Annotated in this window: 14 protein-coding genes; all 14 read left to right on the top strand. The window is 70.9% G+C overall.

All coding sequences use genetic code 11. The annotated features are described in order from the left end of the window. The first annotated feature begins 36 nt into the window (after positions 1-36). The 14 genes from IU476_RS06600 (at position 37) to IU476_RS06535 (ending at position 15,041) form a co-directional block, all read left to right on the top strand. Positions 37-204 (top strand): hypothetical protein, encoded by a 168-nt coding sequence (locus IU476_RS06600; protein WP_195097804.1) that lies wholly within the window; start codon positions 37-39, stop codon positions 202-204. Positions 205-610: 406 nt separating this feature from the next. Then, entirely contained in the window at positions 611-1,711 is a 1,101-nt protein-coding gene (locus tag IU476_RS06595; RefSeq protein ID WP_195097802.1) for a hypothetical protein, read from the top strand. A 23-nt stretch (positions 1,712-1,734) separates the two neighbouring features. Beyond that, positions 1,735-2,418 (top strand): DUF8176 domain-containing protein, encoded by a 684-nt coding sequence (locus IU476_RS06590; RefSeq protein WP_195097800.1) that lies wholly within the window; start codon positions 1,735-1,737, stop codon positions 2,416-2,418. After that, entirely contained in the window at positions 2,415-3,695 is a 1,281-nt protein-coding gene (locus IU476_RS06585; RefSeq protein WP_324193902.1) for a cutinase family protein, read from the top strand. The genes IU476_RS06590 and IU476_RS06585 overlap by 4 nt, the downstream gene beginning before the upstream one ends. A gap of 222 nt (positions 3,696-3,917) precedes the next feature. Further along, positions 3,918-4,484: a hypothetical protein gene (locus IU476_RS06580; RefSeq protein ID WP_195097796.1), complete on the top strand. Its 567-nt coding sequence runs from the start codon at positions 3,918-3,920 to the stop codon at positions 4,482-4,484. A 6-nt stretch (positions 4,485-4,490) separates the two neighbouring features. Next, entirely contained in the window at positions 4,491-6,083 is a 1,593-nt protein-coding gene (locus tag IU476_RS06575; protein WP_195097794.1) for a M23 family metallopeptidase, read from the top strand. Further along, the gene (locus IU476_RS06570; RefSeq protein ID WP_228823301.1) at positions 6,080-6,652 is read left to right on the top strand and encodes an XF1762 family protein; all 573 of its coding nucleotides are present in this window, start codon (positions 6,080-6,082) and stop codon (positions 6,650-6,652) included. The genes IU476_RS06575 and IU476_RS06570 overlap by 4 nt, the downstream gene beginning before the upstream one ends. Further along, positions 6,631-7,242, top strand: a complete 612-nt coding sequence (locus tag IU476_RS06565) for a hypothetical protein (RefSeq protein WP_195097793.1) — start codon at positions 6,631-6,633, stop codon at positions 7,240-7,242. The genes IU476_RS06570 and IU476_RS06565 overlap by 22 nt, the downstream gene beginning before the upstream one ends. Beyond that, positions 7,226-8,581 carry a MinD/ParA family ATP-binding protein gene (locus IU476_RS06560; RefSeq protein WP_195097791.1) on the top strand — a complete coding sequence of 452 codons (1,356 nt, stop codon included), beginning with the start codon at positions 7,226-7,228 and terminating at the stop codon, positions 8,579-8,581. The genes IU476_RS06565 and IU476_RS06560 overlap by 17 nt, the downstream gene beginning before the upstream one ends. A 22-nt stretch (positions 8,582-8,603) precedes the next feature. Further along, positions 8,604-8,996, top strand: coding sequence for a hypothetical protein (locus tag IU476_RS06555; RefSeq protein WP_195097789.1), 393 nt, complete (start codon positions 8,604-8,606; stop codon positions 8,994-8,996). A gap of 26 nt (positions 8,997-9,022) precedes the next feature. Further along, complete coding sequence (locus IU476_RS06550; protein ID WP_195097786.1) at positions 9,023-9,784, top strand: DUF8175 domain-containg protein; 762 nt, start codon at positions 9,023-9,025, stop codon at positions 9,782-9,784. Next, positions 9,781-11,976 (top strand): hypothetical protein, encoded by a 2,196-nt coding sequence (locus IU476_RS06545; RefSeq protein ID WP_195097784.1) that lies wholly within the window; start codon positions 9,781-9,783, stop codon positions 11,974-11,976. Before IU476_RS06550 ends, IU476_RS06545 begins: the two co-directional genes overlap by 4 nt. Further along, complete coding sequence (locus IU476_RS06540; RefSeq protein ID WP_195097781.1) at positions 11,973-13,544, top strand: hypothetical protein; 1,572 nt, start codon at positions 11,973-11,975, stop codon at positions 13,542-13,544. The genes IU476_RS06545 and IU476_RS06540 overlap by 4 nt, the downstream gene beginning before the upstream one ends. Before the next feature lie 18 nt (positions 13,545-13,562). After that, positions 13,563-15,041 carry a putative type IV secretion/conjugal transfer ATPase gene (locus IU476_RS06535; RefSeq protein WP_195097779.1) on the top strand — a complete coding sequence of 493 codons (1,479 nt, stop codon included), beginning with the start codon at positions 13,563-13,565 and terminating at the stop codon, positions 15,039-15,041. Positions 15,042-15,151 lie beyond the last annotated feature (110 nt).

Here is a 15,151-nt window from a genome sequence, read left to right as displayed (position 1 = left end):
CACCCGTTCGGCTCCCCTTCCCGCACAGGAGAATGTATGTGGCACTGGAGCCGCCACCTCGCCGAACAAGCCGAAGCAGCGTCCTGGACGGCCTGGCGGCGGACCGACACCCCGCCCTCGATCGGCGACGACACCGGCAGACAGCCCGCCGCCGACCGCTCCTCGGCCCCTCACGATCCGGACCGCGACGACATCGGCCGATGACAACCACGCCGTACCGCCGCCCGACGCCTGCGCCACGCTGGGGCACCAGCCCGTCGGCGTGGTCGTCGTCCGCCGTGCGGCCGCAGTACAGCGCGGCGAAACACGGCCGCTCTCTGCGGGATTCGCGATCATTGCGCGCGACCGGGTGATCGGCCTAAAGTACAAGAGCACCCTGTTCTTCTGGGGTTCCCCGGTTCCTGCTGGTTGCGGAATCGGATGAGCACCGCCACCGTGATCCGCCCGCCCGGGGGAGACCGGTAGCGGCTTCCACGAATCACAGCCTGGCTGGTGCCGGTCGTCTCCTGATGAGCCGGTCCGCTGTTGGCACGCCTGAAACGCGCGCCGGCCCGGGGGATTCGCCCGACTCATCCGCACGGGCCGCAGCGCCCTCACGCGAGGGGAACCGATGACCGCAGCCACAACTCAGCAGCGAATCCGCCGTGCCGTCCTGGCCGGCGCGATACCGGTCGTGATCGTGACCGCCCTGGCCACCGACGCGTCCGCGGCACCGGGACAAGCCGGAGTCACCGACAGCGGCCAAGCCGGGGTGACCACGCCGACACCGCCGCCCCCCGCGCCGCCGCACGCCGAAACCGGTCCCGCAGCGCTGTTTCCGGACCCGCCACCGCCGTCGGTACCCGATCGGCCGGTTCCTCGTCCCCAGTACCTTCCCGCCGTCGCCCCCGCTCCGCCCCCGGATGCCGACGCCGAGATCCCCGACACGGATGTACCGGTCGACGCCGGAGACGGTCCGCCAGCCGCGCCCGCCGCGCCTGCACCGCCCGCGCCTCGTATCCTGCAGGTCGGGGACGTAGCGGTCGTGGTTCCCGACTGGGTCGATCCGGCGGTGCAGGACAAAGCACAGCGGTGGGTCGACTGGGGTGCCACCGAGATCGCCATCGGCTACGACAGCCTCGGAATACCGCGCGACGAGTCCACCCGCCGCACCCTGTCCACGGTGGGCGGCGGCTTCACCGGAGGCGTCCTCGGCGCCGAGATCCTCGGTGTCTCTGCGGGTTTGATCGGCTGCGCCGCCGGTGCCGCGATCGGAGCGGCCGTCGGCGAATTCGCGCTGGGTATCGGCGCGCTGCCAGCCGGTGTGGCCGGATGCCCGATCGGCGCCGCTGTGCTCGGGCTCCCGGCGGCCGCCGTCGGCGGCACGGCTGGCGCGATCATCGGCGGAGGAGCCGCCGCGGCGGTCGGCGCGCTGACCGATCCGGGCCCGGCCACGCCGCCGCCACCGCTGATCGACCCACCCGCATCGCCGCCTGCCGAATCCGATTGCGACGCCACCCCACCCGTGGCACCGGCACCGATGCGCGATCCCCTCGCAGGGGTCGTCGACGCAGTCGCCGACAGGGCGGGCGCGGTCGTGCAGACAGTCACCGACACCGCCACCGCTGTCGCCGCCGCCCAGCAGGCACTGGCTCAACTGCCACTCCCCGCCCTGCCCCTTCCTGCCCTGCTCGCGCCACCGCCCGCGCCGCCCGCGCCGGTGACGCAGTAGCCGGCCACGCAGGAGGCTTCGAGATGGCACCCACGCGGTTCGATACCATCTACTCGCACCCGGCCGCCCAGCCCGCGCCGGATCGGCTGGGCGCGAATCCTGCTGTGCACCAGCGCGACTGGGCCGATCACCTCGATACCGTCCTCGACGACACGGCGACTCGGCCACCGTGCCCCCGTCCCTACCGTCGCCAGCCGCGCGTGGCTGCCGCGGTGATCGCCGGGCTCGTCTGCGCGGTCGTGCTCGTCGTGGCATTTTCCGGCCGCGATACCTCGCAGTCCGATGGCCCCGGACCGGCGGCCGTAATTTCCGCGACCGCCCCGGCCGCGGCGCCACCGGCAACGGGCTGCCCGCCGCGGCCGAGTGAGGATGCGGTGTCCGGCAACGGATCCGGCGACGACAGCAGCGGACCGGGAGCGATCTTCGCGTTCGAACATGCCTACTACCGCCTCCGCAGCGGCGACCAGGCCCGGGCAGTCGCGACACCGGACGCTGCCCTGCCCCCGGCACAGGAGATCCAGCGCGGCATCGACACCGTCCCGCCCGGCACCGGCTACTGCGTGACCGTCGCCCCGGCCGGGCCCGACACCTGGGCAGTCGACCTGGCTGAACAGCGGCCCGGCCACCCCGCCGAGATCTACCGGCAGACCATCACCACCACCAGCCGAGACCGACGCGTCCTGATCACGGGAATCACGCCACGATGACCACGACCACCCACCAGGCCCCGCACACCCGGCGACCACCCAACCTGGCGACGGCCGCACTCGCCCGTGCCCGCCGTCGGTTGCTCTCGGTCTGGGGCATGCCGATGTTTCTGGTCGCTCTCGTGTGTGTGCTCGGCGGCACTGGGGCGCTGGCGACGGCGCAACCAGGTCCAGGGCAGCCCGGTCTCGGTGACGGGTCTGCCGGTAGGTGTCCCTCTGTCGCCGGTATTTTCGTGTCCGGCACCGGGGAGACGAATAGTGCGGCCGATCCGTCAGTGCCGGTCGGTCTGCTCGCCCCTATCGCCCGCGGGCTCACCGGCCGGTTCGGCAGCCGGTTCCGCGCCGTGTTCCCCGCCTATGCTGCCCGCGCCATGGACGGAATGGCCTACGGCGACAGCGAAAGCCAAGGCCGCAACGCCGTCGAACAGGCGATCGGCGACATCGCCGCGCGCTGCCGCGCAACGAAGTTCGTGATCGCTGGATACTCCCAGGGTGCCGACGTGGCAGGAGATGTCGCTGCGAAGATCGGCTGCGAGCAATTCCCCGTGTCACCGCAACAGGTCCTCGCCGTCGGGCTGGTCGCCGATCCCCGCCAGGGCACCAGCGGCGGCAAACTCGTCGGCCCAGCGGTGCAGGGGACCGGCATCCGCGGCCCCCGTCCCACCGGGTTCTGCCAGCTCAGCGCGGTCACCGCCCAGTTCTGCGAAACCGGCGACCGCTACTGCGCCACCGACGCCGCCGCCAACCCACTGCTCGCCGGTCTCGGCCGGATCCTGTCCCAGCCCACCGGCACCACGCCGGCACCCGGAGCCAACTCTGCCGGCGGGCCATCGCAGAACCTGACCGAGTCGCTGAACTCCGGCTTCACCAGCGACGAGATGCAACAACTGCCGAACCGGATCGCCACGATCGTGGGCCAGCTCGGGTCCGGCCACCCCGATCCCGTCACCCTCCGCGACGCCGTCGACGCCGTCGGTCAGGTTCTTCCCCGGCTCGGCGACCTCCGGCACTGGGTCGATGCCAATCCCGCTGCTGCACAACATTTGTCGACCGCGCAGCCCGGCACACCGGACCGTGCGGCGGATCAGGTGCTCTCAGCACTGCGCGGCACGAATCTCGACGCCGCCAGCGACGCGGCCACCACCCTCGCCGATCGGCTGACGGAAGCGGGGCCCAACGACGCTGCCTCCGCGCCGTATCCGGAGCTGACCAGCGCCGCCGACGCCCTGGCTGGCGCCACCACGGCGCTGACCTCGACACCGTCGGACACCTGGTAGCAGGCCGCGAAGATCCTGCCGCTGCTGCGGCCGACCGCCCTGATCGGACAAATCACCACCGTCGCCGCCAACACCCTCCAGTTCGCCGGGGACGTCCCGCGACTGCTGGATACCCTGGCACGGATCGGTCCGGCAGTCACGGACGCGACCCTCGACCTGCCCGGCAAGGTACGGGCCGTCCACGACCTTTTCGGCCAGATCAACACGCTGTGCCAGCCCCTGGTGCGGATGGCCGACGGAATCGACCTGCACGCGATCGCGTCACTGATCGCACTGATCCCCGACCCCTCCGGCTTCGCCTCGATCGCCTCGGTCGTGGTCGGCGTACTGGGCGACCTCAACGTGATCGAGCTGGCCCGCCAAGCCGGTGCCCTGCAAGAGACCCTGTGGAAGATCGTCGAAACCATCACCAGCGGAGGCGATCTCGCTGCGATCGCCGCCTCCTTCACCCCGCTCGTCTCGAACCTGCTCGGACTGGCCACCACCGTGCTGGGCTCGCTGACCGGCTCGAACGCCGCCACCTCCCCGGATCTGCTGGGCCAGCCAGTCACCGGCGGAGGCTCGAACCTGGCTGGGCTGGCGGCGAACCTGTCGCAGACCGCGTCGACCCACGGCGCCAGCGGCATGTCGCAACTGCTCAACGACGGCCTCACCGCGGCGGACTTCTTCGGCTCCGGCGCCCACCAGTCCTATGACAGCTATCCCGTCGACTCCTCCGGCCGCTCCGCGCTGCAATGGCTCGAAGACTGGTTCGGCAACCGGATCCGCCAAACCGGGGCGGGGGTGTAACCGCCCATGTCCGACACCGACACCCGACCCGCCGGCGGGCTGTGGCTCCTGCTGGCCGTCCCGGTCCTGCTGATCGGCGCTGTCGTGGTCTCCGGGCACAGCGGCACCCGGGACAAACGCAGCGACTGCTTGCCCGACATGCCCGCCGCGCGCCCCGGATCCGGCCGTGTGGTGTGGCCAATGCCCCCCGACCACCGCACCGTGTCCTCACCTTTCGGGCTCCGCGACGGACGACCCCACAACGGCATCGACTTCGCCGCGCCCGAGCGCACCCCGATCCTCGCCGCCACCGACGGCACCGTCGCCGCCGCGGGACCCGCCGAGGGATTCGGGCAGTGGATCGTCCTCGACACCACCATCGACGGCCACCCCTACTCCACCGTCTACGGCCACATGTGGACCACCAGCCTGCGCGTCGGGCAGACCGTCACCGCCGGGCAGCCCATCGCCGAGGTCGGTGCCAACGGCGAATCCGACGGCCCACACCTGCATTTCGAAGTCTGGTCCGGAGGGAAACTGTCCGGCGGCACCGCCGTCAACCCCCTGCCCTGGCTGACAGGCCACGCCGGACCGGCATCCGGAACGCCCGCACCACCGAACCTTGCCGCCACTGCGGCGGCAGCAGTGGGCACGTCGCTGCCGGCCCTCCCAGCCTCGATCGGCTCCGAGGACCACCTGCAGACCGACACCGTCCGGCTCGTGCGCGCTGTCCACGCCGAATTCCCCGCCGTCGCCAGCATCGGCGGCTGGCGCGCCGCGGACCCCTACCCCGACCATCCCTCCGGACGGGCCGCCGACATCATGATCCCGCACTGGGACAGCCCCGAGGGAAAAGCGCTGGGCGACAGCATCAACGACTACGTCCACGACCACGCCGAGGACTTCGGTGTCGTCTACACGATCTTCCGGCAGACCTACCGCCCCGCACACGGCACCCCAAACCAGATGGAAGACCGCGGCTCACCGACGGAAAACCACTTCGACCACGTCCACGTCACCGTCGAAGGCCACGGCCCACCCCCGCCCGGCCAGACCTACACCGCGCCCGGTGCCGGGACCGGGCACGAATCCGGTTGCGTCCCTGCCCATTCCGACACACCGCTGCGGCCGGGGACCGTGCCCGCGCCGTTCGCGCCCTGGATCGAACGCGCATCACGTACCTGCCCGGAAGTCACCGCGCCGATCCTGGCCGCCCAGCTCGACCAGGAATCAGGTTTCCGGGTCGACGCCTACAACGACAACTCCCACGCAGCAGGCCCCGCGCAGTTCATCCCCACCACCTGGCAAACCGAGGGCATCGACGGCGACGGCGACGGCGCCATCGACCCGCGCAGCATCCCGGACGCGGTCATGTCCCAGGGCTCCTACGACTGCAAACTGGCCGCCTTCGCGAAAGAGGGTGTGGCACAAGGCAAGTTGCACGGCGATCTGACCGAGCTGTGGCTTTCGGCCTACAACTGCGGACCGAGCAACACCCTGTCCCAAACCGGAGTCTGCCAGAACCCCGAAACCCTCGGATACGTCCGAGATATCCCCAGGCGCGCCGCACAATTCGCGGACCCTGGCCCGAACACAGCCCTGGCAGGAGCACTGCGATGACCGCAACCACCACTGCCGGAAAAGACCGGGGCACCACCGAGCGGACATCGGCCTCCGACCGGCTGCCGCCGAGAATGCGCGCTCCCGCCGAGACCGCGGTGCCGGCACGCGGCCACGCCCGGCTAGCGCTGTGCCCGGTGTCGTTCGCCACCGCCGCCGAGTTCGTCGCCGCCCACCACCGCCACCTCGCGCCGCCGGTCGGGCACAAGTTCTCCATCGGTGCCGAATCCGGTGGTGCAGTCGTCGGAGTGATCATGGTGGGACGCCCGATCGCGCGCCGGTTCGACGACGGCCGGACACTCGAGGTCTGCCGGACCGCGACCGACGGCACCCCTAACGTCGCGAGCATGCTGCTGGGAGCGGCGTGGCGTGCTGCCCGGGCCCTGGGCTATACGCGGCTGATCACCTACACCCGCGCGGACGAGCCCGGGTCTAGCCTGCGCGCGGCGGGATGCCGGATCGTGGCGCACCGGTCACCGCGCACCGGGTGGGACTGTCGCGCCCGTCCCCGGCAGGATCGCGGCACCACGAACGTGGCCCGCACACTATGGGAAGCGGGGACATCGTGATCGCGCGCCGCGTCCGAGACCGCCTCGCCGCGTGCGCCGCCGCTGCGGCGATCGGCGCGATCGGCGGGTGCGTGTCCCCGGCGACCGAGCCCGCCGACCGCGCCACCGGCGATTCGCAATACCGGGCACCGGCGGCCGACGGGCGACTGGGCATCGCCGCGACGAGCCTGCCCGCAGAGGCCGGTCCGATCGATCGCCGCGACGCCGACGCGACCGCCCGCGCCGTGCTGCGGATCTGGTTCGGCTGGAACACCAACCGTGATCGCGGGCCGCTGGACGCCGCGTGCCGGGCCGCACCGCTGCTGTCGGCCACGCTGACCGCAACGGTCACCAGCTCGGCGCCGGTCACCGATCCCGGCGCGGCCTGGGCCCGCTGGTCCGGGTCTCATGCCGTGGCAGCGGTGGATGTCGCCGCCTCGACCGAACCCGTTCCGCCGCAAACCGATACCGAAGCGATCCGCGTCTACCGGGTGTCCCAGTACTTCTACGACCCCACCGGAGCCCTAATCGACACGGTCTACCGGACCGTCGGTGTCCTGATGCGGCGCGCGAGCCCGGAGTGGGAGGTGAACCGTGTCGACGAGCGATGACGAAAACCCGACACCGCCCGCGGAACACCGAGAGCCCGGTGCGGCACAGTACGACGCGGAGCGTCCGGTGGATCTGCGCGCACAGCGACTGCGACCCGAGCCCACCGAGGCACGCCCGGCCATGCACCTGCGACCACGCTCCCCCCAGCCGGGAGCACCGGATCGCTACGGCGTCAGCCACGATGAGCCCGCCGGACCGTCGGCCGCGGAGCTGGAAGCCATACGGGAAGAACGGATCCGGCGTCTGCTCGGCCCCGCCCCCGGCTCAGAAACCGACCCGGCACAATGGGGCTGGCGCGGCCGAGCGAACACACTCGGTGCCCGGCTGAAGCCCACCCGCGCCGAAATCGAACACCGGGTCGATATCGAACGGATCCGCCAGCCCCTGCCCGGCACACCGCTGGTCACCGTCGCCAACCCGAAAGGCGGATCCGGAACCACCCCGGCCACGGTGCTGCTGTCGAACATCTTCGGCCTGCACCGCGGCCACGGCGTGGTGGGCTGGGACAACCACGAAACCCGCGGGACGCTCGCCGCGCGGGCCGCCACCGGACCCCAGCAACCGTCGTCGACCTGGGACCTGCTGGCCAACGCCCACGAGCTGTGCGCGCCGACGGTCGCCGCGTCGGCGCTGGCCCGGTTCCTCATCCGCCAACCCAGCGGTGACGAGATCCTGGCCTCGGACCAGTCGGCCAAACGCACCGAAATGATCGGCGCCGAGGAATGCCGCGCCATCCTCGCCGTCCTGCGCCGGCACCGGACCCTGATCATCGCCGACACCGGCAACAACGACCGGGCACCGACGTTCCGCCACGCGATCGACCACACCACCCAACTTGTGGTGCCGATCACCTATCGCCGCGACGTCGCCCACGCCGCGCTGCGCACCCTCGACGGTCTCGCCGCGCGCGGGCACGCTCGCCTGGTCCGCACCGCGATCGTGGTCCTCACAGAGGACACCGCGCCCGACGCCGCCACCCGCACCGCGGTCGAGGAGGCACTCGAACGCGCCGAGATCGGCCCGATCGTGCGCGTGCCGTTCGACCCGGCCCTGGCCAACGGCGAACGGATCGTGCTGTCCCGGCTGCCCGCCACGACCGTGCGAGCGTGGACCCGGGTCGCGGCCGCGGTCGCCGAGAACGTCGCCGACGAACTCGCGACCGCCACCCACGCGCTACACACCGACTATATGCCCGAATCCCGCACTGTCCCACTCGAATACGACGCACGCGACCGCACCGCAGTCACCCGCCGTCCGCCGCCCCGGCTGTGGCGGGACGACACGATCCCCCCTGCCCCGGGTGGATGGCAGCGCGGGGGAGGAGCGGTGGCCGGATGAGATCTGTTGGAAGGCAAAGGTTATGACGAAACCGCTACTACGCCACCGCGTCATCGGCACCTGGCGAATGCTGATCTTCGGGATAACGCTGACGATCTGGACGGTTGCCGGGGCCGGTCCGGCGGAGGCGGCCCCGAACCCGCTCGACGGCGTCACCCCGCGATTCGACCTGTTCGGCAACGCCCTCGACCAGGCATGGAAGCGGGTAGTGGCGGCCTTGTGGGCGGCCGTGCTGATCGGCTGTGCGGTGCGAGTGATCGTCAGCGCCTACAAGGTCCGGTCGGCGAAATCCCGTGGCTACAGCAACGACCTGGCCGAGGGAATGGACGAGTTCCGCGACAGCCTCGTCGCCCTCGCGCTGGCGGGACTGGCTTCCCCGATCGTGGCCGCGATCCTGTTCGTCGTCGGCGGCTGACACCGGAAACCGGAGGTGAAACACCCATGACAGCACGAGGTTTCGCCGGACTGTCACCCGACAGCGCCGGACCCGCGACCCCCGCGCACGACACAGGGTCGCCGGCGCGGGCCGGCCCGCGCGGTGGGCGGTCCCGCCGCCGGATGCCGTGGCCGTGGCTGGTGGCGGGGGCGGTGGTCGCCGTCGTCGTGCTGATCGTCGCGGCGCTGTCCAGCGGGGACGAGAGCGGCACGAACACCGAAGGTGATGGCGGATTCGCGGTGCGGGCGGCCCACGGCCCGACTCGCGTAGTCGACAACGTCCCGGCCGGATACAGCCGTGATCGGGCGGGCGCGGCGACCGCGGCGGTGAACGTGGTGCAGGCGCTGGCACAGGCAGGTCAGGGCCGCATCGGCATGGCGGCCGTGGCGTCGGTGCTCGTCGCCGCCGACCCCGGCCCGCAGTTGCGCAAGTCGATCGAGGTAGGCCGCGACCGCGCCGACGACAGCAATGTACTCAACGTTCTTCCCGCCGCGGTATCGGTGCTGTCCTACAGCGACAACACCGCGGAGGTATCGGTGTGGACGGTCGGGGTGTCGCGGTCGACGATCGGGCCCGGGGATCCGGTGTCGGTGGTCACAGTGTGGTCGACGAACACCGTGTCGCTGGTGTGGCGCGACGGCGACTGGAAGGCGCAGGAGAAGACCGGGCGAGTCGGGCCGACCGCCGACGAAGTCGTCGCCCCGAACTCCGGATCGCCGCTGACCGCGCCGCTGCTGGGCGGCTACTACAGCTTCTACGTCCAATGACCGGCAGGCGCAGCCCGACGCGGCGCAACCTGGAGGTGCTCGTGCTGGCGATCATGCTGTGCGTCTTGGGGTTCGGTGCCCCGGCGGTGGCGGCGGCCGATCCGACCCCGGGCACTGCCGGTGCGGCGCAGCCGTCGGGGTCGCTGCCACCCGGATTCCCCGCGGATCTGAAGAAATTCGTCGGGGGCAGCGACGAATTCAAGGCGGGCCCGTGGTTTTCCGGTGCGTGCCGCGACCGGGGCGGAGACATGGGCGCCTACATCAACGCGGTCTTCGCGGTGGAGGACCGCCTGTTGTACTGGTCGGCGTCGCCGGAGCAGAAGCAGCAGATCCTGCGGTCGGCCGTGAGCGGGCCGGTGGTGGGCGGCCCCGCGATCGACGACGGGTCGGTGCAGCAGCAGGTGCAGCAGGGCACCGAGCCGCCGGCCCAGGCATTGCCGCGGGTCTTCCCGGCAGGTGACCGCACCTACAGCCTCCGCACTGGATACTGCGCCGACGACCTCGCGCGCTGGTCCACGCCGCAGTGGAACACCTGGGGGTTCCAGTGGGCCGCTGCCCCGGACCGGCAATCGAAGGCCGAGATCCGCAAGATCACCGGTGCCGACGGGGTCCCCGCAGACGCCTGGAACCGGCCCTGCGGCGGGAGCGTTCCCGGAATCTATTGCCAGCACGCGTTTTTCGTCAACTGTGACCAGGCTGACCCGGGCGCTGACGATGTGCGCCGCTGTGTCGAGTGGAACCGGTCGGTCGGGCAACTGTTCGCCGGTACCGCGCAGTGGATTTCGGCGAACACCTCGGTCAGTGATCGGCTCAATCAAGCGCTCGAAGGCAATCTGCAGTTCAAGGCCGCCTCGGCGTATGTGCGGGCGTTCTCCTGGTTCTGGGGCACGGCGGTGCCCAACACGGTCCGGTTCGTCGAGAATCCGCAGACAGTGATCGACGAGTGGGCCGACGCGTCGAAGGATTCGGCGGTCGACCTGACGACGAAGACGCTTACCGGGCTGGCGGGGGTGGGCGGGTTCGACCCGCAGGCCGCGTGGTTTCTGCGCTGGTACGCGCTGTCGACCGGCGTCGGCGTGATGACCATGGGCGCGATGACATTGCTGGCGTTATGGCGGGCGGCGTCGAAGGGCGAGACGATCAAGACGATCACCGCCGACCTGCTCGGCTACGCCCCGGCGGGGCTGCTGCTGATGCTGTTCGCGCCGATGCTCGCGCAGATGCTGGTCGAGGTGTCGAACCTGATGTCACACGCGATCACGCAGACCTCCGGCCCGGACATGGGCGCGATGGTCGACAACATCAGCCGGTTCACCGGGCAACTGACCTCCCCCATGCTGCCCGGCGGCGTCGTGGTGGGGCTGATTCTGTTCCTGCTGCTGATCGCGGGCGCACTGGGCGTGTTCTTCGGCTTGCTGCTGCACGCCAACGCGTTACCAGTGCTGGCGGTGGCGTCGGGGATCGGGTTCGGGATGTGGGTACATCCGCGGTGGCGGCCCAAGGCCGCGCGGCCGGTGCTGGTGTTCATCGGGATCGTGTTCTCCAAACCGCTGCTGTTTCTGCTCCTGGCGGTCGAATCGTCGCTGATCAACGCCGAGCTGACCGGACAGTCGACCGCCCAAGGCGATTCCGGCGGCCTCGGCAAACTGGCGATGATCGTCGCCTCGTTCATCGTCGTCGGACTCGCGCCCTGGTCGCTGTTGCGGTATGCGCCGTTGCTGCCGACCCGGTCCGATGCCGCCGGATTCGGCGCGCACTCCGGGTCGATGCTGGCCGGCGCGGTCGGCGGCATGTACGGCAGCCGCCTGCGGGGCGGGCCCGGCCTCGGCGGGTGGCGCGACCGCGGCCCACGCGAACAGGGCGGGGGCCGCACTGCCGCGACCACGGCAGCCGCGTCCGGTGGCGGGGTCGCGTCCGGTGGCGGGGTCGCGGGTGTCGGCCCGCGCTGGCGCACCTCGGGAAGCAGTGACGGGCGCAGCGCCCGGGAAGCGCGGTTCGGCAACATGCTCAACCGCCGATCGTCGGGCCGCGCGTGGCCGAAGGCCGGGGGACTGCTCAAAGGCGGCGGCCAAGCGGCGGCGGGCGCGGCGGCGCTGGCGGTGCCGGTCGCCGCGCAGGCCTCGGCCGCCGCGCTGAACAAAGCGCGCTCGGCCGCCGAATCCGGTCCCGGAGAGGCGGAACAGCAACAATGACGACTCCGCGCACCTACATGATCGGCGGCGAAATCGCCCGCCGGACCTGGCTCGGGCTGCCGCAACCGGTGCTGATCAGCTGGGGGGCCGCGATCGTCGCCGCGGTCGGGCTGTACATCGTGGCCGGTGATTCGCTGTGGACGCTGGCAGTGATCGTGGCCGGCCTCGCCGCCGTGGTCGCCGCGACTCTCGAGTTCGACGGCCGCCGGTCGTGGGCCGCCCGCCACCTGCACGTGCTGCGCACCTGGACGCGCCGCCGCCGCGGCGAACACATCTACCGCAACCCCGCCGATCCCGCGTTCGGCGACCCTGCGCTGGATCCGGGCTGGGCACTGCCGGTGCCGCTGGGCAACGTCGCGCCGCTGACGGTGGCCGGCACCGGGCTCGACGACATGTTCATCCTGCGCCACGCCAACCCCGGTGAGCGAACCTACTTCTCGGTCGTCCTCGCCGTCGACGGCGTCACCGGCGGGCTGCGCGGCGACGCCGCCTACGCCGCCACATCCGCCGCCTTCGGAAATTTCCTGGCGAACATGGCCAAACAGTCGTCGTATGTGCGCGGCATCCAGATGGTGCACCGCAGCGTCCCGCACGACATGACCCCGCACGAACAATGGGCCGAAAGCCAAGTCATCCGCCTCAGCGACCGTCGCCTGCTGCCCGCGGTCGAGTCCTACGGCGCGCTGCTGGACGTGCTGGCGCCGCTCGCGGAGGACCACCGCTGTTACGTGTGCCTGAAGATCCCGCAGACCGAGAGATTCATGGCCGAAACCGGCCGCATCGCCCGCGCTCGGCACGCCCCGATCGAAGGCGCGATCGCGCAGCTGATCCGCGACGAAACCGAGCGCGCCGCACGGCTGCTCGCCCTGGCGGGCATGGGCGAGGCCCAGGTCTACGGAGAGAAACGCGCGTGCGCCGTATTCCGCGCCATCATCGACCCGGACTTCCAACTCGCCCGCCACGGCGACACGGACTGGGCGGGCTGCTGGCCCACCTACGTCGGCGGACGTGACGCGGTCGCCGTCGGCCCCAGCGCACGGTGGCGCACCCGGGTCGGATTCGTGCCCGCCCGGGCGATCGAGCCCGCCGAACTCAACGCGCTGTGGCTGGCGCCCTTGCTGACCGGTGTCGACGCCGATCCCGGAGACGACGAGACCGCCCCGATGCCGACCATCCGCACTGTCAGCGTCCGCATCGATTTCGTGCCCGCCGAACGCGCCCGCGCTGCGGCCCGCGGCGACTTCACCACCGACGAAGCCCGCAAGACCAAAGAGCGGCGCAAGGGCAAAGTGGACGACGGATCCTCCGACGTGCTGCTGTCGGCCTCGGATCGCCGACGCCACGACCTCACCCCCGGCTCCGGCCACCACGGCGCGATCCACACCATGGCCATCGCGGTCACCGGCCGCGACGCCGACGACCTCGATCGTGCCTGCGTGCGAATCACCGAAGCCGCCAACGACTCCGCGCTCAGCGAAATCGACTGGGCCCGAGACGATCACGACGTCGCCCTGTTCGCCACCCTGCCACTGGGACGCGGCCTCGCCCCCACCACCTACACCCGGTGACGACTGGGAGCCCGCACGATGACCGACACCCTGACCTCGCCCCACCGCCCCATCGACACCGCACGCGCGCACCTGCGCGGCTTCGCCCCAGGCCGCGCCGGAGAGCGCGGTCCCGCAACGCCGGTGCGGCGTCGACCGCCCAAGCGCCGCCGGTTGCTGGATCGGCTCGGCTGGTACGAGCCTCGTCCCGAAGGGGCCTGGACGACGACTCGCCAAGCCGAGGCGTTCAACCTGGCCACCGGCCGTCGCGCGGTGCGCCAGGAGGGCGTCGCCGCCGGGCTCAACAAGGTCAGCCAGGAACTCGAGATCATCGACCCTTTCGCGGTCTACGGCGACGAGACCAGCGGCATCAACGTCTGCGTCCTCGGCGATATCGGACGCGGCAAATCCGCGCTGATCAAGTCCGTGTTCTGCCTGCGCCAGCTGCTCCCCGGCCGCCAGGTCGTGGTCTTCGACAAGAAGCCCCAGAGCGGGCGCGGAGAATACACCCCCCTCGCCCAAGCATTGAGTGCCGCGTCGATCCGGTTCCAGACCGCGGGCGGCGGCGCATGCATCAACCTCCTCGACCCCGCGATCAGCACCGGCGGCGAACATACCGGAGGACTCGACGGCGTCGTCCCCGCCGGGCAGGAAGCACTGGTACTCGCAGTCCTACAGGACAGCATGGGCCGCGCCCTCGACGAGCGGGAGAAGGCAGCCGTCGGTGCCGCGCTGGAACTGGTCAACGCCGAAGCCCGCGCACACGGCCGCGCCCCGGTCATCCGGGACCTGGCGATGCGGCTACTGACGCCGCACCGCGAAGACGGCGACGGATTCGGACGACGCTGGTCCGAACGCGCGCTGGAATGGGGACTGGCACCCGGCCTTGCGTTGCTGCGGCTAGCCGACCGCGACCTCAAAGGACTGGTCGATCAAGAGACGACTGCGGAAGTAGCCGACGCCCTGGAAAGCCACCCATTCGTCCACGTCGACCTGTCCGCGCTGCCCACCGACGGACCGGCCCTGCGGATCGTGATGACCGTCGCCAACACCTGGCTGGCGAACCGGCTGGCCTCGCGCAGCAGCCGATTCCAGCAGACACTGCTCATCGTCGAGGAAGGCTGGCACGTCGCCCAGGGCACCACCGGCGAGGTCTTCCGATCGAACCTCAAACTCTCACGCGGCCTGGGCCTGTCGACTATCAGCGCCTTCCACCACATCTCCGATCTCCCGCTCGACTCCCCAGCACGGGCCTTGATGCAGGAAGCGTCGATCGTGATCCTGTTCGGCCAAGACCGCGAGGACGACGTCACCGAGACGATGCGTATGTACCGGCTGCCCGCAGGTACCGAGGAAGCCCTGATGCGCCTCGACCGCGGGCAGGCTCTCGTGAAGATCGGTGCCCGCGATCCCTTTCTGTTCGAACACATCCGGTCGCCACACGAAATCGTGCTCACCGATACCGACAGCGCCGTGAAAGGGATCGCCCCCACGGCAGCGTCCGCCGAAGAGGAATGAAGGTTCTCATGATTGATGTCGTCCTGCTCATCAATATGCAGCGGAGATGTCACTTCCCGCAACTCGGTATGAATCGCGAGTGGCGTCCCTGCTGGCCGGTAGGCGTCGTT

The sequence above is a fragment of the Nocardia blacklockiae genome, assembly GCF_015477355.1.
Classification (GTDB): Bacteria; Actinomycetota; Actinomycetes; order Mycobacteriales; family Mycobacteriaceae; genus Nocardia; species Nocardia blacklockiae.
This window is presented reverse-complemented; position numbering and strand designations above follow the sequence as displayed.